21 protein-coding genes and 4 pseudogenes are annotated in these 26,814 nt (G+C 71.5%); 8 read left to right on the forward strand and 17 right to left on the reverse strand.

Annotated elements, in window-relative coordinates; genetic code table 11:
- The first annotated feature begins 76 nt into the window (after window positions 1-76).
- Window positions 77-1,042: an acetylxylan esterase gene (locus RV986_RS05935; protein ID WP_475916365.1), complete on the forward strand. Its 966-nt coding sequence runs from the start codon at window positions 77-79 to the stop codon at window positions 1,040-1,042.
- Window positions 1,043-1,126: 84 nt separating this feature from the next.
- On the opposite strand, the gene RV986_RS05940 is transcribed toward RV986_RS05935, so the two are convergent.
- Window positions 1,127-2,176, reverse strand: a complete 1,050-nt coding sequence (locus RV986_RS05940; RefSeq protein WP_475916366.1) for a phosphatidylinositol-specific phospholipase C domain-containing protein — start codon at window positions 2,174-2,176, stop codon at window positions 1,127-1,129.
- Between the two features lie 264 nt (window positions 2,177-2,440).
- Between RV986_RS05940 and RV986_RS05945 the strand changes: the two genes are divergently transcribed.
- From RV986_RS05945 to RV986_RS05955, 3 genes are all read left to right on the forward strand, one after another.
- The gene (locus RV986_RS05945) at window positions 2,441-3,607 is read left to right on the forward strand and encodes a serine hydrolase domain-containing protein (protein ID WP_475916367.1); all 1,167 of its coding nucleotides are present in this window, start codon (window positions 2,441-2,443) and stop codon (window positions 3,605-3,607) included.
- A 154-nt stretch (window positions 3,608-3,761) separates the two neighbouring features.
- Window positions 3,762-4,499, forward strand: coding sequence for a GntR family transcriptional regulator (locus tag RV986_RS05950; protein ID WP_475916368.1), 738 nt, complete (start codon window positions 3,762-3,764; stop codon window positions 4,497-4,499).
- A gap of 171 nt (window positions 4,500-4,670) precedes the next feature.
- Complete coding sequence (locus RV986_RS05955; RefSeq protein ID WP_475916369.1) at window positions 4,671-5,504, forward strand: alpha/beta hydrolase; 834 nt, start codon at window positions 4,671-4,673, stop codon at window positions 5,502-5,504.
- Window positions 5,505-5,588: 84 nt separating this feature from the next.
- On the opposite strand, the gene RV986_RS05960 is transcribed toward RV986_RS05955, so the two are convergent.
- Window positions 5,589-6,623 (reverse strand): class I SAM-dependent methyltransferase, encoded by a 1,035-nt coding sequence (locus RV986_RS05960; protein WP_475916370.1) that lies wholly within the window; start codon window positions 6,621-6,623, stop codon window positions 5,589-5,591.
- A 51-nt stretch (window positions 6,624-6,674) separates the two neighbouring features.
- Here RV986_RS05960 and RV986_RS05965 point away from each other — a divergent pair, with 51 nt between their 5' ends.
- Window positions 6,675-8,327: an alpha-amylase family glycosyl hydrolase gene (locus RV986_RS05965; RefSeq protein WP_475916371.1), complete on the forward strand. Its 1,653-nt coding sequence runs from the start codon at window positions 6,675-6,677 to the stop codon at window positions 8,325-8,327.
- Here the strand turns inward: RV986_RS05965 and RV986_RS05970 are convergent.
- The 9 genes and pseudogenes from RV986_RS05970 to RV986_RS06010 form a co-directional block, all read right to left on the reverse strand.
- Window positions 8,314-10,227 (reverse strand): hypothetical protein, encoded by a 1,914-nt coding sequence (locus RV986_RS05970; protein ID WP_475916372.1) that lies wholly within the window; start codon window positions 10,225-10,227, stop codon window positions 8,314-8,316. The two genes, RV986_RS05965 and RV986_RS05970, sit on opposite strands and share 14 nt — an antisense overlap.
- Window positions 10,228-10,524: 297 nt before the next feature.
- A complete protein-coding gene (locus RV986_RS05975) occupies window positions 10,525-11,295 on the reverse strand; it encodes an SDR family NAD(P)-dependent oxidoreductase (RefSeq protein ID WP_475916373.1) in 771 nt (256 codons plus the stop codon).
- 113 nt (window positions 11,296-11,408) lie between these two features.
- Window positions 11,409-11,597, reverse strand: a pseudogene (locus tag RV986_RS05980) (hypothetical protein); the annotation flags it as partial.
- On the reverse strand, window positions 11,594-11,935 hold the full coding sequence (locus tag RV986_RS05985) for a YciI family protein (RefSeq protein ID WP_475916374.1): 342 nt from the start codon (window positions 11,933-11,935) through the stop codon (window positions 11,594-11,596). The pseudogene RV986_RS05980 and the gene RV986_RS05985, both read right to left, overlap by 4 nt.
- Window positions 11,932-12,669: a YciI family protein gene (locus RV986_RS05990; RefSeq protein ID WP_475916375.1), complete on the reverse strand. Its 738-nt coding sequence runs from the start codon at window positions 12,667-12,669 to the stop codon at window positions 11,932-11,934. Before RV986_RS05990 ends, RV986_RS05985 begins: the two co-directional genes overlap by 4 nt.
- 122 nt (window positions 12,670-12,791) lie before the next feature.
- Window positions 12,792-14,336 carry an MFS transporter gene (locus RV986_RS05995; protein WP_475916376.1) on the reverse strand — a complete coding sequence of 515 codons (1,545 nt, stop codon included), beginning with the start codon at window positions 14,334-14,336 and terminating at the stop codon, window positions 12,792-12,794.
- An 11-nt stretch (window positions 14,337-14,347) separates the two neighbouring features.
- Window positions 14,348-14,761 carry a VOC family protein gene (locus RV986_RS06000; RefSeq protein WP_475916377.1) on the reverse strand — a complete coding sequence of 138 codons (414 nt, stop codon included), beginning with the start codon at window positions 14,759-14,761 and terminating at the stop codon, window positions 14,348-14,350.
- Window positions 14,762-14,767: 6 nt separating this feature from the next.
- A complete protein-coding gene (locus RV986_RS06005) occupies window positions 14,768-15,547 on the reverse strand; it encodes an SDR family NAD(P)-dependent oxidoreductase (protein ID WP_475916378.1) in 780 nt (259 codons plus the stop codon).
- 170 nt (window positions 15,548-15,717) lie between these two features.
- Window positions 15,718-15,882 (reverse strand): annotated as a pseudogene (locus RV986_RS06010) (cytochrome P450); the annotation flags it as partial.
- 238 nt (window positions 15,883-16,120) lie between these two features.
- Between RV986_RS06010 and RV986_RS06015 the strand changes: the two are divergent.
- The 3 genes and pseudogenes from RV986_RS06015 to RV986_RS06025 form a co-directional block, all read left to right on the forward strand.
- The gene (locus tag RV986_RS06015) at window positions 16,121-16,951 is read left to right on the forward strand and encodes a class I SAM-dependent methyltransferase (RefSeq protein ID WP_475916379.1); all 831 of its coding nucleotides are present in this window, start codon (window positions 16,121-16,123) and stop codon (window positions 16,949-16,951) included.
- Between the two features lie 286 nt (window positions 16,952-17,237).
- Complete coding sequence (gene rho / locus RV986_RS06020) at window positions 17,238-18,383, forward strand: transcription termination factor Rho (protein WP_475916380.1); 1,146 nt, start codon at window positions 17,238-17,240, stop codon at window positions 18,381-18,383.
- Window positions 18,384-18,505: 122 nt separating this feature from the next.
- Window positions 18,506-19,378 (forward strand): annotated as a pseudogene (locus tag RV986_RS06025) (D-alanyl-D-alanine carboxypeptidase family protein); the annotation flags it as partial.
- Between the two features lie 59 nt (window positions 19,379-19,437).
- On the opposite strand, the gene RV986_RS06030 reads toward RV986_RS06025, so the two are convergent.
- The 6 genes and pseudogenes from RV986_RS06030 to RV986_RS06055 form a co-directional block, all read right to left on the reverse strand.
- Window positions 19,438-20,835: a glycosyltransferase 87 family protein gene (locus RV986_RS06030; RefSeq protein WP_475916381.1), complete on the reverse strand. Its 1,398-nt coding sequence runs from the start codon at window positions 20,833-20,835 to the stop codon at window positions 19,438-19,440.
- Window positions 20,832-22,238: a polyprenol phosphomannose-dependent alpha 1,6 mannosyltransferase MptB gene (gene mptB / locus RV986_RS06035; RefSeq protein ID WP_475916382.1), complete on the reverse strand. Its 1,407-nt coding sequence runs from the start codon at window positions 22,236-22,238 to the stop codon at window positions 20,832-20,834. Before mptB ends, RV986_RS06030 begins: the two co-directional genes overlap by 4 nt.
- A gap of 156 nt (window positions 22,239-22,394) precedes the next feature.
- Window positions 22,395-23,354: a glutaminase gene (locus RV986_RS06040; protein WP_475916383.1), complete on the reverse strand. Its 960-nt coding sequence runs from the start codon at window positions 23,352-23,354 to the stop codon at window positions 22,395-22,397.
- A gap of 33 nt (window positions 23,355-23,387) precedes the next feature.
- Complete coding sequence (gene aspA, locus RV986_RS06045; RefSeq protein ID WP_475924187.1) at window positions 23,388-24,770, reverse strand: aspartate ammonia-lyase; 1,383 nt, start codon at window positions 24,768-24,770, stop codon at window positions 23,388-23,390.
- Window positions 24,768-26,003: pseudogene (locus RV986_RS06050) on the reverse strand (amino acid permease); the annotation flags it as partial. The pseudogene RV986_RS06050 and the gene aspA, both read right to left, overlap by 3 nt.
- Complete coding sequence (locus RV986_RS06055; RefSeq protein WP_475924188.1) at window positions 26,000-26,677, reverse strand: FadR/GntR family transcriptional regulator; 678 nt, start codon at window positions 26,675-26,677, stop codon at window positions 26,000-26,002. The gene RV986_RS06055 and the pseudogene RV986_RS06050, both read right to left, overlap by 4 nt.
- Window positions 26,678-26,814: the final 137 nt, after the last annotated feature.

Consider the following 26,814-nt stretch of genomic DNA (forward strand, 5'->3'; position numbering starts at 1 on the left):
AGTGGGGCCTGGCGGGCCTCCGGTGGCGCACGTACGGTGTGATCATCCGCACCCGTGACGCCAAAGGTGGTCCTTCATGGCCCAGTTCGACCTCCCTCTCGACGAGCTCCGCGCGTACCGCAGTGCGTCCACCGAGCCGGCGGACTTCGACACCTTCTGGGCCAAGACCCTCCAGGAGGCCCGGGAGCACGACCTCGACGCCCGCTTCGAGCCTGTCGAGACCGCGCTCAAGACCGTCAAGGTGTACGACGTGACGTTCGCCGGGTTCGGCGGGCACCCGGTCCGGGGCTGGCTCACCCTGCCCGCCTGGGCGAACACACCGCTGCCCGCGGTCGTCGAGTTCGTCGGGTACGGCGGCGGGCGCGGCCTCGCGCACACGCATCTGCTGTGGGCCTCGGCGGGTTTCGCGCACTTCGTGATGGACACCCGCGGCCAGGGCAGCGGCTGGGGCGGCGGCGAGACCCCGGACCCGGTGGGCAGCGCGCCCGCCTACCCCGGTTACATGACCCGGGGCATCGACGCCCCCGAGAACTACTACTACCGCCGGGTGTTCACGGACGGTGTGCGGGCCGTGGAGGCGGCCCGCTCGCATCCGCTGGTGGACCCGGCGCGCACCGCGGCCGTCGGCGGCAGCCAGGGCGGCGGCATCACCATCGCGGTGGGCGGTCTGGTCCCCGATCTGGTCGCGATCGCGCCCGACGTGCCGTTCCTGTGCGACTTCCCGCGCGCGACGACGCTGACGGACCGGCACCCGTACCGGGAGATCGGCAACTACCTCAAGACCCATCGCGGCCGCACCGAGGACGTCCTGCGTACGCTGTCCTACTTCGACGGGGTGCACTTCGCGGCGCGTGGCAGCGCGCCGGCCCTCTTCTCGGTGGCGCTGGAGGACCAGACCTGCCCGCCGTCCACGATCTTCGCGGCCTTCAACGCGTGGGACCACCAGGACAAGACGATCGAGGTCTACGACTTCAACGACCACGAGGGCGGCGGCACCTACCAGGAGGCGGCCCAGCTGAACTGGCTGCCCTCGCGCCTCTGAGACGGATGACCGTGGCGAGCGGTGCGACGCCGCTCGCCGTAGGGGTGCCGCCCGTCGCAGTCGTAGGGGTGCCGCCGCCCGCGCTCAGCCCGTCGTCCCGCGCGGTACGACCGTCGACAGGACGGCGGGCAGGGGGTACCAGTCCGCCGAGACCACGCTGGCGTGCTGCTGGGCGAGGAGGGTGACGCGGTCCAGGGCCTGTGCCTGGGTGGGGTTGGTGGCGTCGATGGCCGGGGGCACGTTCTGGCCGTCGGTCATCACGACCAGGTAGTGGCGGTCGTCGTACCAGGCGGTGTCGATGGTGCCGCCCACATACGTGGCGGCGTCGCCGTCGAAGATCACGAACCAGGGGCGGATGGTCGCGTCCGTGTAGCGGGTGCGCGGATCGCCCGCCGCCACGTTGTGCACGGCGGGGAAGGCGGCCGCCTCGCGCAGGCGGCCGGCCGCGGCGAGGTCGCGGAGGTAGGTGGCGTACTCACGGTCGGTCCAGAGCGAGTCGAAGGGGTTGCCCTCCTCGACGGTGCCGGGGATCAGTTCGACCATGAACTTGCCCGCGAGGGCCGAGCGGGCGGGCCAGCCGTCGGCGCGCACGGCCGAGTCGAGGTCGGCATGGGAACCGACCACATCGGCGGGGCGCAGCAGGGCGTCGCCGAGTTTCGCGGTGAGCAGGGCGTCCAACTGGGCAGGGCCACGGCCGACGTTGGCCGCGAAGCCGTCCTTCATCTCGATCTTCAGCTGGATCGGACGGTGGCCCGGGTGCGCGTCGTGCCAGGCCTTGATGTCGGAGAGGCAGCCCGCCAGGTCGCGGTTGGTGGACTTGGTGCGCAGCTCCGAGGCGTTCGCCGCGTTCTCGCAGTTGTTGTCGTTGCCGATCGGGTTGCTGTGCGAGACACGCCAGGAGGCGCCGAACACATTGGTCCACACGTCGAGTTCGAGCAGGCCGGCGCCCGAGTCCAGCGCGTCGGCGAAGTAGGCGTACTTCGCCTTGTCATAGGAATTGTGGACGCCGACCCAGGTGCTGGAGGAATACGACAGGTCCGCGGCCGTGGCGCCCGGCGCCGTGGTCAGGGCGAGCGCTCCCGCCGTCGCCACCGCGATCCCGGTACGTGTCAACACCCTCACATGTCTGCGCATGCTCCCCTGCCTCCTGCGTCGCGGTGGTCAACCGACGTGCAGCGTAGGGGTGTTGGGTGACATCCGGAAGATCCCGGGGTGAAGGGAGGACGGGCGATCGCCGTCGCGGGGGAACCGCTGCACGGAAAACCGTTTCGCGGAGAACCGTGTCGCGGGGAACCGTGTCGCCGGGCGCGCCGGAGACGGGTGCCTTCCGACGGCTTCCCCCCAGTCCGACCAGTCGGTATGTTCGGGTCCGGTGTGCCTACGGATGACGGAGTTCCCATGTCCCAGCCCGCGCCCCCTGTTCACGGCCACTGCGACGCGCGTTTCCCGGCGGTGCGCGCCGCGTTCGAGGAGAACCTCCGGGACCGGGGCGAGCTGGGCGCGGCGGTGACCGTCGTGCTCGACGGCGAGACGGTGGTGGACCTGTGGGGCGGCTGGGCCGACGCGGCGCGCACCCGGCCCTGGGAGCGCGAGACGCTGGTCAATGTGTGGTCGACGTCCAAGGGTCCGACCTCACTGTGCGCGCACATCCTGGCCGATCGCGGGCTGCTCGACTTCGACGCCCCGGTGGCCGCCTACTGGCCGGAGTTCGCGGCGGCGGGCAAGGAGTCCGTCCTCGTACGGCATCTGCTGTCGCACCGCGCCGGACTGGCCGGGCTGCGCGAGCCGCACAGCCTGGACCAGCTCTGCGACTGGGAGCTGACCGTCGAGCGGCTCGCGGCGCAGGAGCCCTGGTGGGAGCCGGGGTCGCGGTCCGGCTATCACGCGCTCACGTTCGGCCATCTGGTCGGTGAGGTGGTGCGGCGTGTCTCGGGGCTGCTGCCGGGGGCGTTCCTGGAGCGGGAGGTGACGGGGCCGCTCGGGATCGATTTCACCATCGGCCTGCCGGAGAAGGAGACCGGCCGGCTGGCCGAGCTGGTGCAACCGCCGGCCGCGTCGAGCAGTGAACAGGCGGCGGTCTTCGCCCAGTTGGCGCCCGTGGCTGTGGCCGCCCTGGCCAATCCGCTCGTCGGGGCCACCGAGGCCAACACCCCGCGGTGGCGGGCGGCGGAGATCCCGGCCGCGGGCGGCCATGGCACGGCGCGAGCGGTCGCCGCGCTGTACGGGATCTTCGCCGGCCGGGGCTCGTACGGCTCCCGGCAGGTGCTCTCGCCGGAGGCCGCCGAGCGGGTGCGCGAGGGGCAGGGCAGCTGCCGGGACCTGGTACTGGGCGCCGGGTTCGAGCACGAGACGGAGGTCGGTCTCGGGTTGTGGCTGAGCGGCCCCAACGGATCGTACGGTCCCAACCCGAGGGCTTTCGGACATGACGGCTTCGGCGGCTCCTGCGGTCTCGCCGACCCCGAGGCGGGCCTCTCGCTGGGGTACGTCATGAACCGTATGGGCCCGCACATCGCCGACGACCCAAGGAAGATGGCGCTCGTGGACGCCCTCTACGGCGCACTCTGAACACCCGCCGCGCCACACCTCCGGCGCGGGCCGGATCCGGCCGAACCGTCCGGCCACCCTTCCCTCATGGTTTAGACCAATGCTAGATCTGGTCGCGCAGAAGGCCCGCACGGCTACGTCTTGTCACCACGGTCACTCCACAGGAGGCGCGGACATGGCCCGCTCCACCAGTCCGTCCGTCAGTCCATCCGTCCACGAGCCCCGCTATGCGCGGATCGCCGCCCAGTTGCTCGGCGAACTGCGCGAGGGCGCCATTCCGCCCGGTGAACGACTCCCGGGAGAAAGGGAGTTGGCCACCCGCTTCGATGTCAGTCGCGAGACCGTACGGCAGGCACTGCACCTGCTGCGGCGCGGCGGCCTGGTCTCCACCGACCGGCGCGGCAGCCACGCCACACTCCCGGGTACCGTCGCCGAGCACGTCCCGTCGCTCGACTTCCCCGTCGGCGCGCACACCGTCGAGCCGTGCGGTGTCCCGCGTACGACGGTGGCCTGGGAGCCTCCCCCGCCGGGGCACGCCGAGGCCCTCGGGCTCGCGCCGCGGCGGCCCACGCTCGTCCACCGCTACGAGTCGGCCGCGGCGGACGGCAGTGGACTGCGCACCGCCGTCACCTCGTTCTCCGCCGTCGCGGTGACCGAGGTCGAGGAGCTCGCGCGCTATCGCGACCGCGCGGACGGCTCCGCGTCGGCCCAACTACGGCGGGCGTACGACTGGATGCGCAAGGCCGGGCTGACCCTGCACCACCGGGACGCGATCACGCGGCTCCCGCAGTCCGTGCGGGTCACCCGGCGTGTGCACGACCAGTACGACCGGCCGCTGGAGATCACCGAACTGGTGGTGGAGGCCCAACAGGACGCGCTGGTCTATGAGTTCACGCTGCCGGCGGCCGGGTGACATCCCCGGGGCCGCGGTGGCACGGCCGTGAAGTTCAGTTGGCCGGCAGTGCTGTGCGCCGGTCCTGCGGGGGCGCCGCGCAGCGGTCGGAGTCGCCCCCTGGGGTGTCCGGGGGCGGGATGCAGCCACCTGACAGACCCCAGGAGCGTCGTGCGCGACTAGTGTCGGCACATGACCACCAACGACGCACAGCAGATAGAGCGGGCCAACGCCACCGGCCGCGTCCCGGTCGCCTTCATCCATGGTCTGTGGCTGCTGCCGAGCAGCTGGGACCGGTGGGCCGCGCACTTCGAGCAGGCCGGCTACGCGCCGGTCTCGCTGTCCTGGCCCGACGACCCCGACACGGTCGAGGAGGCCAACGCCCACCCGGAGGTCTTCGCCGGCAAGACGGTCGGGCAGGTCGCCGACCACCTGGAGGCACTGATCGGCGGCCTGGAGAAGAAGCCGGTGGTCATCGGCCATTCCTTCGGCGGACTGCTCGCCCAGATCCTCGCCGGACGCGCCCTGGCCACCGCCTCGGTGGCGATCGACCCCGCGCCGTTCCGGGGCGTGCTGCCGCTGCCGATCTCCTCGCTGCGCTCCTCCGCGCCGGTCCTGGGCAACCCGGCCAACCGGCACCGGGCCGTCCCGCTCACCTTCGACCAGTTCCGCTACGGTTTCGCCAACGCGGTGAGCGAGGAGGAGGCCAAGGAGCTGTACGACACCTTCGCCGTACCCGCGCCGGGCGCCCCGCTGTTCCAGGCCGCCACGGCGAACTTCAACCCGTGGACCGAGGCGAAGGTCGACACCGAGAGCCCGGACCGCGGCCCGCTGCTGATCATCTCGGGCGAGAAGGACCACACCGTGCCCTGGGCGATCGCCAACGCCTCCTACAAGAAGCAGCAGCGCAACCCCGGCATCACGGAGATCACCGAGATCCCGAACCGCGGCCACGCGCTGACCATCGACCACGGCTGGCAGGAAGTCGCGGACACCGCCCTGGAGTTCGTCCGTCGCTTCTCCTGACCCGCTGCGCACCCGCCGCTCGATCCGTACGACTGCCATGGCGCCCGGGGTCCTCGGCCCGACGTCCGCCCCGGAGACCACCGGTCAGCCGGCGGGGCGGGGGCCGCCGCGGGTGGCCACGACCATCCGGCAGCGCGGGCTCCCGTCCTGGCGCCGTCCGAACTCCGGCAGCGCGTACAGCTCCACCTCGAACCCGGCCCGGGTCAGCTCCCGCCGTACGTCGCCGAGCCGGAACGTCCGGTAGTACATGACGAACGGCGGGCGCCGGACGGCGTTGCGCACCCGCATCGCCGTGTCGAAGCCCAGCAGGGCCCAGTACCAGGGCGAGCCGGTGCGCGGCGGGGCCGTGATCGGGAACGCGAACCGACCGCCGGGTCGCAGTACGGAGTGGACCTGGGCGAACAGACCCGGCAGCTCGCGCGGCAGGAAGTGCCCGAACGCGCCGAAGCTGACCACGAGATCGAAGACGGGACCGAACGGCAGGGCGCGGGCGTCGCCGCGCACCCATGTGACGTCCGGCGCTCCGTGGCGTCCCGCACGCTCCGGTCCACGAGAACCCGCGCTCTCGCCCGACGGACAGCCCACCCTGTCCCGTCCGGCGTCGCGCCGGCGGTCGTGCCCGGCGTCGTACCAGCCGTCGTGCCCGCCCTCGTGCCGACCGTCGAGTCCGGCGTCGAGTCCGGCGTCGCGCCCGCCGTCACGGCGGCTGCCGTTCGCGCCGGAGCTCGCGCCCTCGTGCGCGCCGGGCCGTGGGCGGGTCCGACCGCCCGGGCGTGCGACCCCCGGCGCGTCCGCATCCGTACGATTCGGCTGCCCGGCACCCGTCGGCTCCCGCCCCACCGCCAGCATCCCCGCGCTGATGTCGACCCCGGTGACACCGACCCGGCAGAGCTCGCGCAGCACCTCCATGCCCGCCCCGGTGCCGCAGCACAGGTCGAGCCCGCGGTCGAACGGGCCGATCGGGGCCAGTGCCCGGGCCACGTCGTCGAGGATCGAGTCCGGTGTCCGGAACGGTGTGTGGTCGAACTTGGGCGCGAGCAGGTCGTAGCCATGCTCGACGGAGGACAGGGCCTGCACGCCCAGCTCGCGGAGTGTGGGACCTTGCGGGGTGAACATCATGCCCAGCTTAGGGGCAGCGCCCGCCCGGTGCGCTGACCTATGGTCGCGTTCATGACTTCGTTCCGTCCCGCCCCCGCCTGGCTGGCCGACGCCGTCTTCTACCAGATCTACCCGCAGTCGTTCGCCGACTCGAACGGCGACGGCATCGGCGACTTCAACGGAATCGCCGAGCGCCTGGACCACCTCGCGTGGCTGGGCGTGAACACCGTGTGGCTGAACCCCTGTTTCGTCTCCCCGTTCCGCGACGCCGGGTACGACGTCAGCGACTATCTGACCGTCGCGCCCCGCTACGGCTCCCCGGACGACCTCGCCAAGCTGGTCGACGAGGCGGGCCGGCGCGGGATCCGCGTCCTGCTGGACCTCGTGGCCGGTCACACCTCCGACGAGCATCCGTGGTTCAGGGCCGCCGCGAACGATCCCGCCGACGACCGGTACATCTGGGCGCCCGAAAGCCGTCCCGAGGACCGTCCCGACGGCTTCGTCCCCTCCCCCGGCAGCCGCCCCGGCGCGTACCTGCCGAACTTCTTCGCCTTCCAGCCCGCCCTCAACTTCGGTTACGCGCGGGGCAATCCGGCCGAGCCCTGGCGCCGGCCGGTCGACGCCGAGGGTCCGCGCGCCAACCGGGCGGCCCTGCGCGCGATCATGGACCACTGGCTGGGCCTGGGCCTGTCCGGCTTCCGGGTCGACATGGCCGCGTCGCTCGTCAAGGACGACCCGGACAGGACGGAGACCGCCAGGATCTGGGGCGAGCTGCGCCACTGGCTGGACGACGCGCATCCGGACGCGGCGCTGCTCTCGGAGTGGGGCGAGCCGGAGGTGTCCGTCCCGGCGGGCTTCCACGCGGACTTCTTCCTCCAGTTCGGCGGCCCCACCGACGGGCTGGCCCTGCGGTCGCTGTGGAGCAACGGCGAGGGGACGGTAAACGAGACCTGGGACCCGCTCGACTGCTTCTTCGACAGCGACGGCCGGGGTTCGGCCGGCCCGTTCCTCGAAGCCTGGCGTCGAGCGTCCACCGCGCTCGGCGACCGCGGCTTCATCTCCCTGCCCACCGCCAACCACGACTTCTCCCGCCTCAACTGCGGTCCGCGCACGCCCGAACAGCTCCCCGTCGCCTTCGCCTTCCAGCTCACCTGGCCGACGCTCCCCGCGATCTACTACGGCGACGAGATCGGCATGCGCTACCTCCCCGGTCTGCCCGACAAGGAGGGCAGTGTTCTCGGCCCCCGCTACAACCGCGCGGGCTCCCGCACCCCGATGCAGTGGGACGAGGGCCCGAACGCCGGTTTCTCCACCGCCCCGGCGGACCGTCTCTACCTCCCCCTCGACCCCTCCCCCGGCCGCCCCACCGTCGCCGCCCAGCGCACCGACGAGACCTCACTCCTCCATCTCGTACACCGCCTCGTCGCCCTGCGCACCCGCACCCCGGAACTCGGCTCCCGCGGCTCGGTGGAGGTGCTGCACTCCGGCCATCCGTTCGTGTACGTACGGGGCGGGCGGTATCTGGTGGTCGTCAACCCCCGGCGCGACGGGGCGAGTCGGGCGTACGACGGCGCCCGCCCCGTGCGGACGCTGGAGGCCGCGGGGGTCGTCGTGGACGGTTCCACGATCAGGGCCGAGGGATTCGGGTACGGCGTCTTCGACCTGGGCGGCCGGCCGCCTTCCCGGCACGGGGCGGGTTCCTCCGAGCGGCTCAGCCGGCCGTGAGGACGATCGCGCCGGAGTAGGTGCCGCCCGCCTCGACGGCCGTCTGTGTGCCGTCGACCGTCATGGTCAGGGACTTGCCGCTCGCCGCCAGCACCGCCGCGTCGGTGGCGACGGTCAGCCTGGTCAGGTACGAGGTACCGGTCACCGTCCAGGTCGAGCCGCTGTTCAGCTGGACGATCACGCCGTTGTTGACGGCGGCCTGGACGGTGTTGGTGACCTGGCCCAGCTCGTAGAAGTTCGAGGAGTCGATCGTGCTGACGCGGTGCTCGGCCTTCGTGGCCGAGATGACGCCCTGCACGGTCGAGCCCTCGAAGGTGAGGACCATGTTCTTGCCCGCGCGCATGCCGTTGTAGAAGTCGCCCGTCAGCGCGATGGAGGTGAAGGTGGCGGCGCCGTCGGCCGGGTGGACCGAGGTCGGGTCGAAGGAGGCGTCCTTGGCCGGGTCGCCCGAGGGCTCGGTGTAGACGCCGACGTTCATCATCTTGCCGTCGACGTTCACCGGACCCGGGTCGTCGCTCTCGATCATCTGCAGGATGACCCCGTTGCCCGGATCGAGCTGTGCGCCGTCCGCGCCGTCCACCGTGATGGAGGTCTGCTGGCCCTTGTTGAGGAAGGTGGCCTGCGCGGAGGTGATGACCGTGCCGCCGTCCAGCCTCAGCGTGCCGGGGCCGAAGAACATGAAGCCGAAGTGGCCCGAGTCGACGACCGTGATCCGGGCCGGGATGGCGTCCAGTTCGGCCTTGGTCAGGCCCAGTCCGAGGGAGGAGTTGAGTGCCGCGACGGCTTCGCGGGTGCTGTCGCCGTAGTGGATCGAGGCCGCCGGGCCCGCGCAGATGGTGGCGTAGCTGCCTACGTCGAACTGCGAGCCGAGCACACGGACGGTGGCGTCCCCGATGGCGTAGGTGCCGTAGCCGTACGTTCCCGTGTTGCCGACGCTGCTGTTGATCGCCGTCAGCTGGAGCCCACTGCCGCCCTCCACCGACAGTGCACCCCAAGTCTTCGACTGCACGGTCGAGTTGATGTAGGTCGCCCTGGTGTCGGCGCCGATGAGGTTGGTGGCGCGCACATTGCCGTCCAGGCCGAGCATCCACGGCACGGACTCCATGTACGGGGTCTCCACGGTCGCCCGGTAGTCGGCGGGGAGCGTGCCGTTGCGGGCCCGCAGACGGGAGTTCTTCACGATGACGTTGGCGCCGTCGTCCGCGACGACCGTCGTGCGCACCACGCCCTTGTTGGTGATCCTGGCGCCGTCCACGACGAGTGTCGTCGCCGAACCGGTGCCGACGACCGCGGCGCCGTATCCCGCGAAGTCACAACGTCCGTTGCCCGTGAGGGAGATGGCGGGACTCTTGAGCGTGTAGGCGCCGTTCTTCACGTAGACACCGTCGAAGCACTCGCCGGTGGAGGTGATCGCGACGTTGCGGGCGACGGTGTCGGTGAGTGTGCCGCCGACGACGCCGGAGAGGACGGACTTGGCCCGGTCCACGCCGTCGGCGCCCACGTCGAGGGCCTGTCGGAAGGGGAAGGTGACGGTCTGGTAGGTCACCGCGTTGGCCTGCGCCACGGTGAGCACGACGTCGCCCTGGTAGGTGCCGGCCGAGATCAGCGTCTCGGTTCCGCCCGTCTCGGTGAGGAGCTGCCCGGTCTCCGCCCCGTCGACGGTGAGGGTGACGCTGTACCCGTCGGGCGCGGTGATCTTTCCGCCTTCGGCCATGGACAGCTCGCTCACGCTCGTGGTCGCGGAGAGCTGGTACGTCTCGCCGGCTCCCACGGAGATCTTGCCCGCCCTGGTCGTCTTCGCCGTGGACCCCGCGGCCAGGGCGGGGGCCGCCGGAACGAGCAGGGCTCCGGCCGTGGCGGTGCCGGCGATCAGGAATGAACGTCGGGTGATCAGCGTCATTGCATGCCTTCCCAGAGATCGAGTGCGCCGTCGCGCAGCGTGACCGGCCGGCCGTCGGATTCATGGGGGCGACGACGCGGGCGGAGGCACCAAAGGTGCGCATGGGAAAGTCAATCAGCCCTGCTCACAAGGGAGTAGCCACCTTGTGGGCGCATACCGGAGAGCGATGTCTCGGATCATTCGGCCCGCTCCATGGCCGTCACACAGCGTGTTCACAGACGGAGCGGCGGGGAACGCACGCCGGTGCGGCGGACGACCTGGAGCCGACCGCCGCACCGTGCTCACCCGCGCCCGGGACTACGCCGGCGCGACCATCCCCGCCGACAGATCGATGTCCGCCCCGCACAGCCCGGGCATCGCGAGCATCGCCACCAGCGCCCGGGCGACCTCGTCCTCCTCCACGAGCCGGCCCAGCGCGGCGCGCGAGGCGAAGTCCCGCTCGGCGGCCTCGACGCTCGTACCGGTCAGCTCGGCCGTCAGCCGGAAGTTGCGGTCCATGCGCGGGCCCCGGACCGGCCCGGGGGAAAGGGAGTTGACCGCGACGCCGTACGGTCCGACCTCGCCCGCCAACGTCCGGGTCAGACCGAGGAGCGCCATTTTGGAGGCGGTGTACGGGGTGCGGTTCAGCAGCGGCCGCTTCCCGCTGACGGAGGCGATGTTGACGATGTCACCGCGTCCGGCCGCGATCATCGGCGGCAGGAACGCCCGGCACATCAGATAGACCCCGCGGACGTTGGCGGCGAACACCTCGTCCCACTCCTCGGGCTCGATGTCCGTGAGCGGCCGTACCGGTCCCGCGACTCCGGCGTTGTTGACGAGCAACGACACATCCTCGTCGGCGAGTTCGACGGTCAGAGCGCGGACAGCCTCCGGGTCGGAGACGTCGCACACCGCCGTACGGGCCCGGCCGCCCTCCTTGGCCACCCGCGCCGCGGCGTCCGCGAGGGCCCGCTCGTTCCGGCCGACGAGGACCACCCGGGCCCCGGCTCCCGACAGGGCGAGCGCGAAGGCCCGCCCCAGTGGTCCGCCGCCGCCCGTGATCAGCGCCGTACGCCCGTCCGGGGTCATCCCTCGTTCCACGGCAGCTCGTCGCCCGCGGCCCTCGCGGCCCGTACGTCACCGGAGCGGGCGTGTCCCTCGAACAGCTCGACGCGCGCGGCGCGACCGCACAGCCGGCCGAGCAGGGCCTGCGCGTAGGCGTCCTGCGCGCATTCCTCGGCGAGGTCCCAGTCGCCGGTCACCCGGATCAGGGTGGCGACGACCTGGCCCCATTCCTCGCGGAAGGCGGCGGTGACCGCCGCCTCCACGTCTTCGGTGGCTTCGGTGGCTTCGGTGGCTTCGGTGGCTTCGGTGGCTTCGGTGCCGTTCATTCCCAGACCGGTCGCACCTCGACCGAGCCGCCGCCCAGTGCCGCCGGATGCCGGGAGGCGAGGGCGATGGCCTCGTCGAGATCGGCGACCTCGATGATGTCGATGCCCGCGACGTACTCCTTGGACTCCACGAACGGCCCGTCGCTGAGCAGGACTTCGTCGCCCCGGACGCGGACGGTGGTGGCGTCGGTGGACGGCCGCAGCCGCGCGCCGCCCTTCACGATGTCGCGGCTGCGGACCTCGTCGATGTACGAGGTGAACCGGGGGTTGTCGGCGGTCTCGGCGGGGCTCAGTTCCTCGCCGCCGACGGGAGTGCAGATGAACAGGACGTACTTCATGACCGGCCCTCCTCGATGCCCGCGTCGAACGCGACCGACGCGTGCTCGTGGGCGATCAGCCAACGGTCTCCCACCGCACGGTAGCCGGTCGTCACGCGCGCCGTGCTGTCCAGCGGCTCGCCCGTGGTGAACGTGCCCCGGATCCGGACGAGTCCGTGGCTGAAGGCGACGCTCTCATCGACGCGGAGACGGAAGGCGAGCACCTCGCGGCGCACGGGTCCGGTCACGGTGGAGTAGAACCACTCCTGGGCCTTGCGGAGGGCGTCGATTCCGCCTTCCTCCAGGCCGCTCATGGGGTGGAACACCTCCGTGTCCGGCGTGTGGCAGGCCAGCCTCCGGTCGATGTCCCGCTCACGGAAGGCCGCCGTCAGCTCGTCGTCGAGCCGGCGGATCTCCCCTTCGGCGTCCTCGTCCTCCCAGAACGCGCGCACCTCCATGGCCCCGACGGATGCCACGGGGTGCTTGGCGGCCGCCTCGACGGCCTCTTCCATGCTGTCGCACTCGAGGATGTCGTATCCGGCGACGTACTCCTTCGTCTCCGCGAACGGCCCGTCGGTGCGCAGCACCTCGCCGCCGCGGACCCGCACAGTGACGGCGTCGGCGGGATCGCTGAGGCGGTGGCCGTGCAGCCGCACGCCCCGTTCGGCGCCGAGCTCCTCGACCCACGGTTCCACGGGCGCCATGCCCGACGCGTCGGCGGTGTCGTCGCCGCAGACCAGCAGCATGTATTTCATGGTTCCTCCCGGTGCTCATGAACTTCCTACACCCCACCGACGAACGGGACCGCGCCGAATCGACACCCTGGGCGCACGAAGAGGCCGGGGCCCGGGCCCCGGCCTCTTGGTGAGGATCCGCGCTACGCGGTCGCCGTCCGCACCGACGGCTCACCCGTGGCGCCGACCGCCGCGCGGGCGGTGTTCTTGCGCACCAGCAGCAGGGTGACCAGCGCGCCGAGCAGGGAGGCGCAGCCGCAGATCACCACGCCGAGCGCCATGCCGTGGCCGAGCGCGGTCTGCGCGGCGGCCTTGGCCTGGGCGCTGCCCGCGTTGACGACCGCGAGGGGTCCGGCCGCCTTCTCCATGCCCGCGTCGGCCCCGCTGAGCTTGCCGACCAGTGCCGAGGACGCGGCGCTCATCGCGATGGTGCTGATGACGGCCGGGCCGAGGCCCTGGCCGAACTCGCGGACCAGGCTGGTGGCGCCGCTGGCCATGCCGGTCATGCGGATCGGTACGGCGTTCACCGCGGCCGAGGTCAGCGAGGACACCACGCAGATGAAGCCGATGCCGAGCAGCAGCACCGGGCCGATGAAGGCGGCGAGGGAGGTGGTGGTGATGGGGAGCGCGGCGATCCAGAACTGTCCCGCGGCCATCGGCAGCAGTCCGCCCATCAGCAGCCGGCGGGCGTCGATGCGGGTGAGCATCCGGCTGAGCACCGGGGCCAGCAGCAGCGGGATGAGCTGCAGGATCACGAACGGCATACCGGCCCGCAGTGCGCTGAGGTGCATCACGGCGCCGAGGCGGATCGAGACGCAGTACGCGGTGCCGATGAAGCCGAACATGCCGGCCAGCGCGACGACGGCCGCCGCGGCGAAGGACGGGATCCTCAGCAGGTCCAGGTTGAACATGGGCGAGGCGGCGCGGGTCTCGGCGACGACGAAGCCGACGAGGGCCACCGCCGCGAGGGCCAGCGAGCCGACGATCGCCGCGCTGCCCCAGCCGCGGTCGCCGCCCTCGATGATGCCCCAGAGCAGGGCGGTGAGGCCGACGGCGATGGTGATCTGGCCCGGCCAGTCCAGGGCGCGGCCCTCGGGGGCCCTGGAGTCGGTGACCAGTTTCCAGCTCGCGACGGCGACCACCAGGCCGAGGACGACCGGCGGCACGAACGCCCAGCGGAAGTCGGCGACGGTGGCGAGCACTCCGGAGGACAGCGGTCCCAGCGCGGAGGCGAGGGAGATGCTGAGCGCCCAGGTGGAGACCGCCTTGGCGCGGTCCTTCTCGTCGGGGGTGGCGGCCGCGATGACGGCGAGGGAGCTGGGGAAGAGCGCGGCGGCGCCGATGCCGGCCAGGGCCTGGCCGGTCCACATCATGGTGATGTTCTGGGAGGTGGCGTTGAGGAGTTCGCCGAGCGCCAGGACCAGCCCGCCGAGCACCAGGAGGCGTTTACGGCCGAAGAGGTCTCCGACCACACCGAAATTCAGTTCAAGAATGGCGGTGGGAAGAATGAAGGCGGAGGTGACCCAGGCGACCTGGGAACCCGAGGCCCCGAAGGCGGCCTGGATCTCGCCATTGATGGGGGACGGAACGGTAATGCACAGTTGCGCGGCGGCGACCGCGAGACAGCAGGCTATGAGTGTTCCGAGGTCCAGTTTCTTCAAAGAGCTCTTGGAGATCGAATCCGTCATCGTGCGTGCCCTCACTCTGCGTTTTTCTCTATGAGTTCGATGAGATTTCCCTCGGGGTCGGTGACCCAGGCCATGCGAATTCCGGGTTCGGGGGACGGCCCCGGTCTCATGGCCTCGCCCGCTCCGTGGGCCACCAGGGCCGCGTAGACGGGGTCGAGTTCGGGGGTGGTGACCGCGAAGTGCCCGTATCCCTCGGTGAGGGCGGCGGTCAGCGGGTCCGGGGCCCGCAGCCCCGGCGTGGATCCGGGCCTGGCGAGGAGTTCGACGCGCCAGCCCCGCGGATGCTCCAGGACGACGGCGCTCAGACCGGGCCCTTCGAGGGTGAACTCGAAGACGGCCCGCAGCCCGAACGCCGTCCGGTACCAGGCGGTCTGGGCGGGCAGATCGCGTACGTTGACGCCCACGTGGTCGAGTCGGACGGTCACCGGCGCTCAGCCCGCCATCGCGCTGTCGCCGCCGTCGACCATGAGGTTGGCGCCGTTGACGAACGCGGCCTCGTCGGAGCAGAGGAAGGCCGCGGCGCGTGCGATGTCCTCGGGCTCGCCCACCCGGCCCACCGGGATCCGCGCCTCCAGCTGTGCCTTCGGCCCGTCGGGGTCGTCGAGGAAGGGCGCGGTCGCGGACGGACGGGTCATGCCGGGGGAGATGGTGTTGACGCGGATGCGGTGCGGGGCGCCGGCCGCGCACAGGTGCTTGCTCATCGCCAGCACCCCGCCCTTGGCGGCGCCGTGCGGGACCATCGGCATGAAGGGGGCGCCCCGCACGGCGGCCACCGAGGCGACGTTGAGGACGGCTCCGCCGCCGCGGGCGATCAGGTGCGGCCAGGCCGCCCTGGTGCAGAAGTACGGGATGTCGAGCTCGTTCCTGATGGTGAAGTACCAGTCCTCGGCCGGCATGGTCGCGAACGGCCCGTTCCGCAGCGCGGAGGCGTTGTTGTAGAGGATGTCGATGCCGCCGAGGGCGGCGATCCCCGCGTCGATCCACTCATGGGCGCCCGCCTCGGTGGAGAGGTCCACCGGGGCGAGGGAACGCATGACGCCACCGGCCTTCTCGACGAGTTCCACGGTTTCCGCGGCGGCGTCGGAATCAAGGTCGCAGCCGAATACGGTGGCGCCTTCCGCGGCGAATACCTGGGCCGCGGCCCGCCCTATTCCGGCCCCCGTTCCGCTGATGAAGGCTGTTTTCCCGGCCAGTCGACCCATGATTGCCATGCCCCTTGTCCCATACCGCCGGTGTGCGGTGCTGGAAGCGTAGGGAGGGCCTATGGCCAGAACAAGAAAAGGGTCGGCTCAGGGCCATCGCGGTGCCGTATGGCTGGTATGCGGCGCGGTGTCGTGAGGCTCAATGCGGCGCGGTGACGTACGGCTGGTGCGCGGTCAGCCGCCCGTACGGCGTCGGTGAGGAGGTTGAGCGTGGTCTCGTGCCCGGCGATACTCAACAGCACCAGGGTGGCGATGAGCTCCTCCTGGCCGAGCCCATGGGCGACCGCACGGTCGGAGAGGTGGTGCAGCCGGTCGCGGTACTCGGCGTCCACTCCGAGCAGTTCGCGGGCCGTCGAGCAGCCACCCCGTCAACTCCCCGATTCGGGGCCACAGTTACCCGACCCGTCGCGACGGCGCCCCGCCGCAGGAGCCGCGCGTTGTCGGCGTGCGGGCAGCCGCCGGCGGGGTCCCGGTGGCCGGTACCGGGAATCCGGTGTGCGTACACCCACCGGGTCGGCACCGAATCGCGCCGTTCCGGAGTTGTTCCTCCCGATCCGCGGGCCGGCGCGGTTGGATGGTGCCATGAGCGACACGCACGAGCGGATGATGCGGGCCAACCAGGCCAACTGGGACGCCCGGACCCCCGTCCACCTCGCCAGCCGGTTCTACGGGCTGCACGAGAAGCTCGACCCGGCCCGCTGGTTCGCCGCCTTCGAGTGGGAGGACCTCGGTGAGCTGACCGGCCGCGACGTGCTCCACCTCCAGTGCCACCTCGGCATCGAGACGATCGCCTTCGCCGAGCGCGGCGCACGGGCCGTCGGGCTCGACATCTCCGGGGCGTCCGTGGCGGCCGCCGCCGGCATCGCGGCCCGGGCGGGCGCCGACGTGACGTACGTACAGGCCAATGTGTACGACGCCGTCGAGGCCCTGGAAGGGCGGCGGTTCGACGTGGTCTACACGGGCAAGGGCGCGCTGTGCTACCTGCCCGACCTGGAGCGCTGGGCCGCCGTCGTGGCCCGGCTGCTGCGTCCGGGCGGCCGGTTGTACATCGTCGAGTTCCATCCCCTGCTCAACTCGCTCGGCCCCAAGCCCGCCGCGGGCGAGGGCGACGAACTGCTGCTGCGGCACGACTACTTGGGCGGCCGGGACGCCGTACACCGGGACGCGACCCACACGTACACCGACGGCCCGGCCGTCGAGGGCGCGACCGACAGTTACGAGTGGATGCACGGAATGGACGAGGTCGTGAACGCGTTGACCGATGCGGGACTCGTCATCCGGCGGCTCCGGGAGAGCGACGAGCTGCCCTGGCCCCGATGGCCCCGGATGGTCCGCACCCCCTCCGGCTGGTGGCGCCTGCCGGAGAGTGAGCCGCGCATCCCCCTGCTGTACGGCCTCCTGGCAAGCGGCTGAGAGGCACATCACAGCCGAACCGGCGCACGCCGTGGTAGTCTGCGGTCAGCACTTGTGTACGCCCCGTCTCGGGCGCCGGTGCCGGTTCTCCTTTCTCCCAGCTGACGCGGCCACCGTTTCTCTGTCGGCCGACCGGCTTCTTCGCATCACCTCTCGAGCACGATCACTCGTCGCTCCTCCAGGTGATCTCCCCCGCCGTACTGAGGCGTGAGCACGCCGCCTCCCCGGCACATCCCCTCCCCTCTTCATGACCTCATGACATCCGTCCTCGAAAGGACCACCTCTCATGACCACCACACTCGAACACCCCCCGGTGAAGCAGCAGCCCCAGGCCCAGGTCGCCACCGGTGTCCTCGACATCGCGCACAACGGGCAGGGGTATCTGCGCGCCGCCGAGAGCTGCCTGCCCTCGGCCACCGACCTGCAGGTCTCCCCCGCACTGATCCGCCGCCACGGCCTGCGCAAGGGCGACACCGTCGAAGGCGTACGCGGCGGATCCCGCGCCCTCACCGAGGTCGAGCGGATCAACGGCCGGACGCCCGAAGAACTCCGCCGCCGCCCGCACTTCCGCGACCTCACCCCGCTGCACCCCCGCGACCGGCTCCGTCTGGAGCACCCGGCGAGCGGCCTGGCCGGGCGCGTCGTCGACCTGGTCTCGCCCGTCGGCAAGGGACAGCGCGGCCTGATCGTCGCCCCGCCCAAGACCGGCAAGACGGTGCTGCTCCAGCAGCTCGCCGCCGCCGTCGCGGGCAACCATCCCGAATGCCGTCTGATCGTGCTGCTCCTCGACGAACGGCCCGAGGAAGTCACCGACATGCGGCGCTCCGTCCACGGCGAGGTCTACGCCTCGACCTTCGACAAGACGCCGAAGCAGCACATCGCCCTCGCCGAACTCGTCGTCGAGCGCGCCAAGCGGCTCGTCGAGCAGGGCGAGGACGTCGTCATCCTGATGGACTCCCTCACCCGGCTGTGCCGGGCGCACAACAACGCGGCCGCCTCCGGTGGCCGCACCCTGAGCGGCGGCGTCGACGCGGCCGCGGTGTACGGCCCGAAGAAGTTCTTCGGCGCCGCGCGCCTCGCCGAGGAGGGCGGCTCGCTCACCATCCTCGCCACCGCCCTGGTGGAGACCGGCTCCCGGGCCGACGACTACTTCTTCGAGGAGCTCAAGAGCACCGGCAACATGGAGCTGCGCCTCGACCGGACCCTCGCCTCACGGCGCGTGTTCCCGGCCGTCGACATCACCCCGTCCGGCACCCGCCGCGAGGAACTCCTGCTGCCCGCCGCCGAGTTGACGGCCGTACGAGGGCTGCGACGCGCCCTGCAGACACGGGACGGCCAGGCCGGTCTGGAAACCCTCCTGGAGCGGCTGCGCGCCACCGCGGACAACGCGACCTTCCTGCGCCAGGTACAGCCGACCCTGCCCACCGGCTGAACCGCCCCCGGGCACATCGAACTCTCTCCGCGGCCCCTCTCCCGTGTGGCATCCGGGTACTGGATCCCCTCGCCCGGGCCTGGCACCCCGGCACAGGGCGACTCCGTTCCTACGTTTGCGGTATGACAATCGGATTCCCAGCCCGGGCCGCCACCCCCCGGACCGCCACCCCCCGCCGGGCCGCCGTGTCCCGCGCCGCCGTCTCCTGCTCCGTGCTCTGCGTGGTCGGCGCGCTGGCCCTCGCTCCGGATACGGCCGTCGCCCGCGTCGGCACGGACCCGGGCCGCCCGCGGCCGGTGGCCTCCGAGCCGCCCACGCTCCACCGGTCCGGGACGCAGGTACGGCCACGGGCCGGGGCGCCCGAGGTGCCGGACGTCTCCGCGCTGTCGTGGCTGGTGGCCGACGCCGGCAGCGGCGCGGTGCTCGCCGCGCACGACGCGCATCTCAGACTGCCGCCCGCCAGCACCCTGAAGACCCTGTTCGCGCTCACCGTGCTCCCCGCGCTGCCCAGCGGCATCCAGCACACCGTCAAGGAGGAGGAGCTGGACGGCATCGGCGACGGCAGCAGCCTGGTGGGCGTCACCGAGGGCCACACCTACCGCGTGGCCGACCTGTGGCGCGGTGTCTTCCTCAACTCGGGCAACGACGCCGTGCACGTGCTCGCCGCGATGAACGGCGGCTGGGAGAAGACGGCCGCCCGGATGCAGACCAAGGCCCGCTCGCTGGGCGCCCTCGACACCCATGTCCAGTCACCCGACGGCTACGACGCACCCGGCCAGGTCTCGTCGGCGTACGACCTCGCGGTCTTCGGACGGGCCGGGCTGCGCCTCCCGGAGTTCGCGCGCTACTGCTCCACCGCCGAGGCCACCTTCCCCGGCGACGGCTACCCGTACGAGATCCAGAACACCAACCGGCTGCTGACCGGCGCCGACGGGGTGGAGGCCTACCCGGGCCTGATCGGCGTCAAGAACGGCTACACCAGCAACGCGGGCAACACGCTCATCGCCGCCGCGCGCCGGGGCGGGCGCACTCTCGTCGTCACCGTGATGAACCCTCAGGCGGGCGGCGGCACCACGGTGTACGAGGAGGCGCGCTCGCTGCTCGACTGGGGCTTCGCGGCCGCCGGGCACGTCGATCCCGTGGGGTCGATCCTCGACGCGCGGGGGGTGGCGGTGGGAGGTCCCGCCGCACGGGCGACCGCGGGGCCGGCGCTCGCGGAGGGCGACGGTTCCGGCTGGCCGGACGCGGCCGGCATCACGGGCGCGGCCGTTCTGGGCGCGGGCGGGGTCGCTCTCGCGCTGCGGCTCAAGGGCGGCCGGGTCCCGCGCGGCTGACCCACCGGCAGCCACAGCAGCAGCCCCAGCGTGATCCATGTGTAGGTGTTGCTGCCGAGGAACCCGTCGAGGCCGGAGGAGTCGTCGAACCACAACCACACCACGCTGCTGCACAGCACCGCGTACAGGCCGGCCGCGACCCGCGGTCGGTGCCGGAGCAGCAGTACGGCGAAGGACGGCAGCAGCCAGACCAGATGGTGCACCCAGGTGATCGGGCTGACCAGGCAGGCGGTGAGTCCGGTGAGGGCGAACGCGGCCGTCCAGTCCTCGTCGGCCAGGGCACGCGCGCTCCGCCGTGCCCACACGCACAGGACCACCAGGACGGCCGCCGCCCAGGCGGCCCGGCTCGGTTCGCCCGGTGCGGCGAGCCGGGCCAGGACGCCCTGCAGCGACTGGTTGGAGACATAGGCGAGATGTCCGATGCGGTTCGTGTCCCACAGCGCGTCGGACCAGTAGAAACGTGACGCGTCGGGCGCCGCCCAGGCCGCCAGCGCGGTGGCCGCGGCGGCGACGGCGGTCGCGACCCCGGCGGCCCGCCAGCGGCGGCCGAGCAGCAGCAGGCCGATGAAGAGCGCGGGGGTCAGCTTGATCGCCGCGGCCAGTCCGATGCCGATGCCCGCCCGGCGGCCGCGGCCGGTGGACAGCAGCCACGCGTCGCTCAGCACCAGGGCCAGCAGCAGGAGGTTGACCTGCCCGAAGCTGAAGGTGTCGCGCACCGGTTCCAGCAGGGCCAGCAGACACGCCACGAGGGCGCAGCCGAACCAGCCGTGGCGGCGCAGCGCCGGCCCGACCAGGATCCACACCACGGCGGCCAGCGCCGCCAGGTTGAGCAGCAGCGCGACGGCGATCGCCGTGCGCAGCCCGACCAGCGTCATCGGCAGCATGACGAGGGCCGCGAACGGCGGATAGGTGAAGCCGTACGTCGTCCCCGGCAGCCAGTAGTCGTAGATCCGGCCGCCGTGATGCACCCAGGCGTCGACGGTCCCGTAGTAGACGCGCAGGTCGAACCAGTCGCGGAGCAGCGGCACGGTGGCGGTGAACACGCACACGGCCGCGGCGAGTACGAGCAGGCCGAGCAGCCGTCGGCGATCGGTGTCCAGTCCCTTCAGCACGTTCATGCCGTCCGCCCCAGCACCGGTGTCTGGGCCCGGACCCGGGCGGCCTGACGGGCCTGCCAGAGCACGACGAGGGCGAGCGCTCCGCCGGAGACGGCCAGCACCACCTGGTCCATGTCCGGCGGGCCGCCGCTCGGCAGCACTCCGAGCGCGAGGATCCCGCTGGCCGCCGCGACCCGGTGGCGCACCGAACCGTTGGGGGCCGCCGCCGCGATGAGGAACAGACCCCACAGGGCGTACCAGGGCCGGATCGCGGGCCCGAACACCGCGACCGCGCCCAGGCTCAGGCCCAGCGCGTAGATGGGGCCGGGGCGCAGGCGCAGCCATATGAACAGGACCACGAGTACGGTCACCACCAGCCCGGCCGCGTGCCAGACAGGCAGGGCGAGCGGGGCCAGGCCGCTGCCGAGATCCTTGAGGAGGGCGCCGGTGGCCCGCCCGAGCAGGCTGGTGGGCGACCAGTTGTGCGGGGAGACCGGCGTCTTCAGGGCCGCTATCCAGCCGTACCCGGTGCCGGCCACGGCGGTGGCCACGACCGTCGTGGCCCCGGCGACCGCGGCGGTGATCAGAGCGGACCTCGCCATTCCGCGGCGCCCGCGCAGTGCGACGACCGCCAGCAGGCCGAGCGCGGCGGGCGCCTTGACCAGGGCCGCGAGGGTGACCAGGACGACGCCCAGGACATGCCATCGGCCGCGCGCGGCGACCAGGCCGACGCCGAGCAGCCCGAGCATGATGGCGTCGTTGTGCGCGCCGGCCACCAGGTGCAGCAGAACGAGCGGGTTGAGCGCGCCGAGCCACAGCGCGGCGGCCGGATCGGCGCCGCTGTGCCGGGCGAGGCGGGGCAGCGCCGCCGCCATCAGCGCGACGCCGACCAGGGCGACCAGCCGCATGCCGAGCAGCCCGGCCGGTATCTCCCCGCGGGTCAGTCCCGACAGCGCGGAGGCGACGGCGAGGAAGACCGGGCCGTACGGCGTCGCGGTCTGCTGCCACACCGGCGCCACCTCGTCGGCGAGCGGTCCGCCGAGTTGGGCGGGCCCGTGCGCGTACACGTCCATGTGCGCGTCCACCATGGCGCCCTGCGCGAGATAGCTGTAGACGTCCCGGCTGAACAGCGGTGGCGCGAGCAGCAGGGGAGCCGCCCACGCGGCCAGCACCAGCAGCAGTGAGCGCGGTGTCGGCGGTTCGGGACCCCGTACGACGGTGCCGAGAAGCACCCACGCGGCGATCAGCAGGACGACGCCGAAGTAGACGCCGACGAGGCCGAGCACGGCTCGCGCGGCCCCGGGGGCGAGAAGGTCATGGGTGGGCAGGGCGCCGGCCGTCTCACCACCGAGCGCGAGAAAGGCGGTGCCGATCAGGCCGAGGGCCTGACAGCGATGGAGATCGACGGGAGCCTTGGCCAACACTTGGTCAGCGTGTCAAGGGCGGGTGGCCGGAAAGCGACGGGGTGCCCTCCGGGCGGCGTCTGTCGTGTTACCTCCGTGTGATGGAAGTTCGGGTGCGGGCTCGTTGTGGCTGGTCGCGCCCGCGCGGCGGAGCCGCACATGTCAGAGCTCCGTGCCTCAGAAGACCGACAGGCCCGTCAGTGTGGTGAAGCGCTCCAGGGCCGCCACCCCCGACACCGAGTTGCCCCGCTCGTCCAGGCCGGGGCTCCAGACGCACAGGGTGCAGCGGCCGGGGACCACCGCGATGATGCCGCCGCCCACACCGCTCTTGCCGGGGAGGCCGACCCGATAGGCGAATTCGCCCGCCGCGTCATAGGTGCCGCAGGTCAGCATGACCGCGTTGACCTGTTTGGCCTGGCTGCGGGTGAGGAGCCGGGAGCCGTCGGCGCGGATGCCGTGCCGGGCCAGGAATCCCGTGGCGAGGGCGAGGTCGGCGCAGGACGCCTCGATCGAGCACTGGCGGAAGTACTGGTCGAGGAGCGCCGGCACCTGGTTGCCGATGTTGCCGTACGCGGCCATGAAGTGGGCGAGGGCCGCGTTGCGGTCGCCGTGCGCGGTCTCGGAGGCCGCCACCTCCTTGTCGAAGGTCAGCGCCGGGTTGCCGCTCTCCGCGCGCAGGAAGCCGAGCAGGGTGCCGGCCGCGTCGCCGGTACGGGTGTGCAGCCGGTCGGTGACGACCAGGGCGCCCGCGTTGATGAAGGGGTTCCGCGGGATGCCGTTCTCGTACTCCAGCTGCACCAGCGAGTTGAAGGGGTTGCCGGAGGGCTCGCGGCCGACGTGTTCCCACAGCTCGTCGCCCTCGCGGGCCAGGTCGAGGGCGAGGGTGAAGACCTTGGTGATGGACTGCGTGGAGAACGGCTGCCGCCAGTCCCCCACGCCGTACACCGTGCCGTCGAGCTCGGCCACGGCCATGCCGAAGCGCCGCGGGTCGCAGGCGGCCAGCGCCGGGATGTAGTCGGCGGGCCGCCCGCGGCCGGGTATCTGCTCGATCTCGGTGGCGATGCGTTCCAGGATTGGTTGGAAGGTCAGCGACGACGGATACGACGAAGGCGACGAATGCGCGGCCATGATCGCCATTGTGCCGCGCGGCCGGTCCGGATGCGCATCGGGTCAGACCGTCTGTGGGGTGCCACTGCCCGCGACCACCTCGGGCCGCAGCAGCGCCGCGAGTCGTTCGGCGGGCAACAGGCCTTTCTCCAGGACGAGTTCGGCCACGCCGCGATTGGTGGCGAGGGCTTCCTTGGCGATGTCGGTGGCGGCCGTGTACCCGATGTGCGGGTTCAGGGCGGTCACCAGGCCGATGGAGTTCTCGACCGCCGCGCGCAGCACCTCCGTGTTGGCGGTGATCCCGGTGACACAGCGCTCGGCGAGGGTCAGACAGGCGGTGCGCAGGTGGGTGATGCTCTCGGAGAGGGAGTGCAGGATGATCGGTTCGAAGGCGTTGAGCTGGAGCTGACCGGCTTCCGCGGCCATGGTGATGGTCACGTCGTTGCCGATCACCTCGAAGGCGACCTGGTTGACGACCTCGGGGATCACCGGGTTGACCTTGCCGGGCATGATGCTCGAACCGGCCTGCACCGGCGGCAGGTTGATCTCGCCCAGGCCCGCACGCGGTCCGGAGGACAGCAGCCGAAGGTCGTTGCAGCTCTTGGAGAGCTTGACCGCGATCCGCTTGAGCACGCCGGACATCTGGACGAAGGCGCCGCAGTCCTGGGTCGCCTCGACCAGGTCGGCGGCGGTGACGAGCGGCAGCCCGGTGATGTCGGCGAGGTGGCGGCGCGCCGATTCGGCGTATCCGGCGGGGGCGTTGAGGCCGGTGCCGATCGCGGTGGCGCCGAGGTTGATCTCGTGGATCAGCTGGACGGCCTCGGCGAGCCGGCTGCGGTCCTCGTCCAGCATCACCGCGTACGCCGAGAACTCCTGGCCCAGGGTCATGGGCACCGCGTCCTGGAGCTGGGTGCGCCCCATCTTCAGCACGTCACGGAACTCGAAGGCCTTCGCGGCGAACGCGTCCTGGAGCACGGCCATCGCCTTGAGCAGCTCGCGTACGGCGAAGACGGTGGCGACCTTGACGGCGGTCGGGTAGACGTCGTTGGTCGACTGGCCGAGGTTGACGTCCTCATTGGGGTGCAGGTAGTGGTACTCGCCCTTGGCGTGGCCGAGGAACTCCAACGCCCGGTTGGCGACGACCTCGTTGGCGTTCATGTTCGTCGAGGTGCCGGCGCCGCCCTGGATGACGTCGACGACGAACCGGTCGTGCAGTTTGCCCTCCCGGATCTCCCGGCAGGCCGCGACGATGGCCATCGCCTTCTCCGGGGCGAGCAGGCCGAGTTCCTCGTTGGCGCGGGCGGCGGCCTCCTTGACGGCGGCCAGTGCCTCGATCAGATGCGGGTAGGCGGAGATCGACGTTCCCGTGATGGGGAAGTTCTCCGTGGCGCGCAGGGAGTGGATGCCCCAGTACGCCTCGGCCGGAACGTCACGGTCTCCGAGCAGCTCGCCGTTCCGGGTCTTCCGCCAGAACAGCACATGACAGAGCATGATCATGCCCCAGGTGGAGAGGATGCCGATCGCGGCGAAGTTCAGGACGATCTCGAAGGCGTCGGCGGGGACCACGAAGTTCAGGCCGACCCCGAGGACGCAGATGCCGCTGGTGAGCAGGATGCCGCCGTACGGGACCTGGCTGCGGCTCATCACGCCGGTGAACTTGGGTGCCGAGCCGGACATCGCCATCGAGCGCAGGATGCGGCCGGTGGAGTACAGGCCGGAGTTGAGCGAGGGCATGGCGGCGGTGAGCACGACCAGGTTCATGACGCCGCCCGCGGCCGGGATGCCGATGTTCGACAGGACGGTGACGAAGGGGCTCTGGCCCGCGCTGTACTTGGTCCAGGGCAGCAGCATCGACAGCAGGACGACCGAGCCGACGTAGAAGAGGCCGACGCGCCACATGATCGAGTTGATGGCCTTCGGCATGATCTTCTCGGGGTTCTCGGTCTCGCCCGCCGCGACGCCGACCAGTTCGACGGAGGCGTAGGCGAAGACGACGCCCTGGATGATCAGCAGCATCGGCAGCAGGCCGTTGGGGAAGATGCCGCCGTTGTCGGTGATCAGGGACGGACCGGGGGTGTGGCCGTCGACCGGGTGCTGGGTGACCAGCAGGAAGATGCCGATGAGCAGGAAGACGGCGAGGGCGCTCACCTTGATGATCGCGAACGAACTCCAGTTCGCCGAACATGCGTACGGATGTCAGATTCACCGTGAGGACCACGGCGAGCGCGACGAGCGCGATCACCCACTGCGGGATGTCGGAGAACATGCCCCAGTAGTGGGTGTAGACGGCCACGGCGGTGATGTCGGCGATACCGGTGGTGGCCCAGTTCAGGAAGTACATCCAGCCCGCGACATACGCGCCCTTCTCGCCGAGGAACTCCCGGGCGTACGACACGAAGGCGCTGGAGGACGGCCGGTACAGGACGAGTTCGCCGAGCGCGCGCACGACGAGGAAGGCGAAGACGTCGCACACCGCGTACGCGACGAAGAGGGAGGGGCCTGCGTCGGTGAGTCGGCCGCCCGCGCCGAGGAACAGGCCGGTGCCGATGGCACCGCCGATGGCGATCATGTTGACGTGCCGGGACTTCAGGGACTTGCGTAGCCCGCGTCACCGGCGTCGACGTGCGCGGCCGGCTTTCCGGCCGACAGGGCCTCGTCTTCGAGGTGCTGCTCGCTCACGCCTCGGGTCCGCCTTCCGTGGGGATGTCGATGCGCCCGGGGCGCACGATGTCGGTGAGGGTGGTCTCCACGCGGTCGAGGTGGTGGGACATCGCCTCGACCGCGTCGTGTTCACTGCCGTCGGCCAGCGCCTCGACGATCGCCCGGTGCTCGCGGTTGGACTGCTCGCGCCGGCCGCCGAGTTCGTTGAGGAAGGCGGACTGGCGGGCCAGCGCGTCCCGGATCTCTTCGATGACCCTGCGGAAAACCGGATTCTGGGACGCCTCGGCGACTGCGATGTGGAAGACCGTGTCCATCGCGACCCACGCCGTGGTGTCGGTCTCCCGCTCCATCCGCTCCAGCAGATGGGCCAGGTGGTCGAGGTTCTCCGAGGTGCGGCGCACCGCCGCGTATCCGGCGACCGGGATCTCGACGTGCCGGCGCACTTCGAGCAGATCGCTCGCCGCGTAGTCGCCGAAGGTGGGGTCCTCGACCGTGTTGGCGAGAACGAAGGTCCCCTTGCCGGTACGGGACACGGTCAGGCCCATCACCTGCAGGGCCCGCAGTGCCTCGCGGAGCACCGGCCGGCTGACCTCCAGGCGGCGGCACAGCTCGGCCTCGGAGGGGAGTTTGTCGCCGATGGCGTATTCGCCGCGCTCGATGGCGCCGCGAAGGTGGGTGAGCACCGCCTCCATGGCGCTGACGCGCCGCGGTACCGAACCACCTGTCTGGCTGTCTGACAGGTTCACGGAGGTGATCCTGCGGGTGACGCGAGGGGGCTGCCAAGGGGAGTGAAAGAAAAAATTCAGGGGGTGCGAAGCCTGCAAACCGG

This window comes from Streptomyces sp. RLA012 (assembly GCF_056270325.1).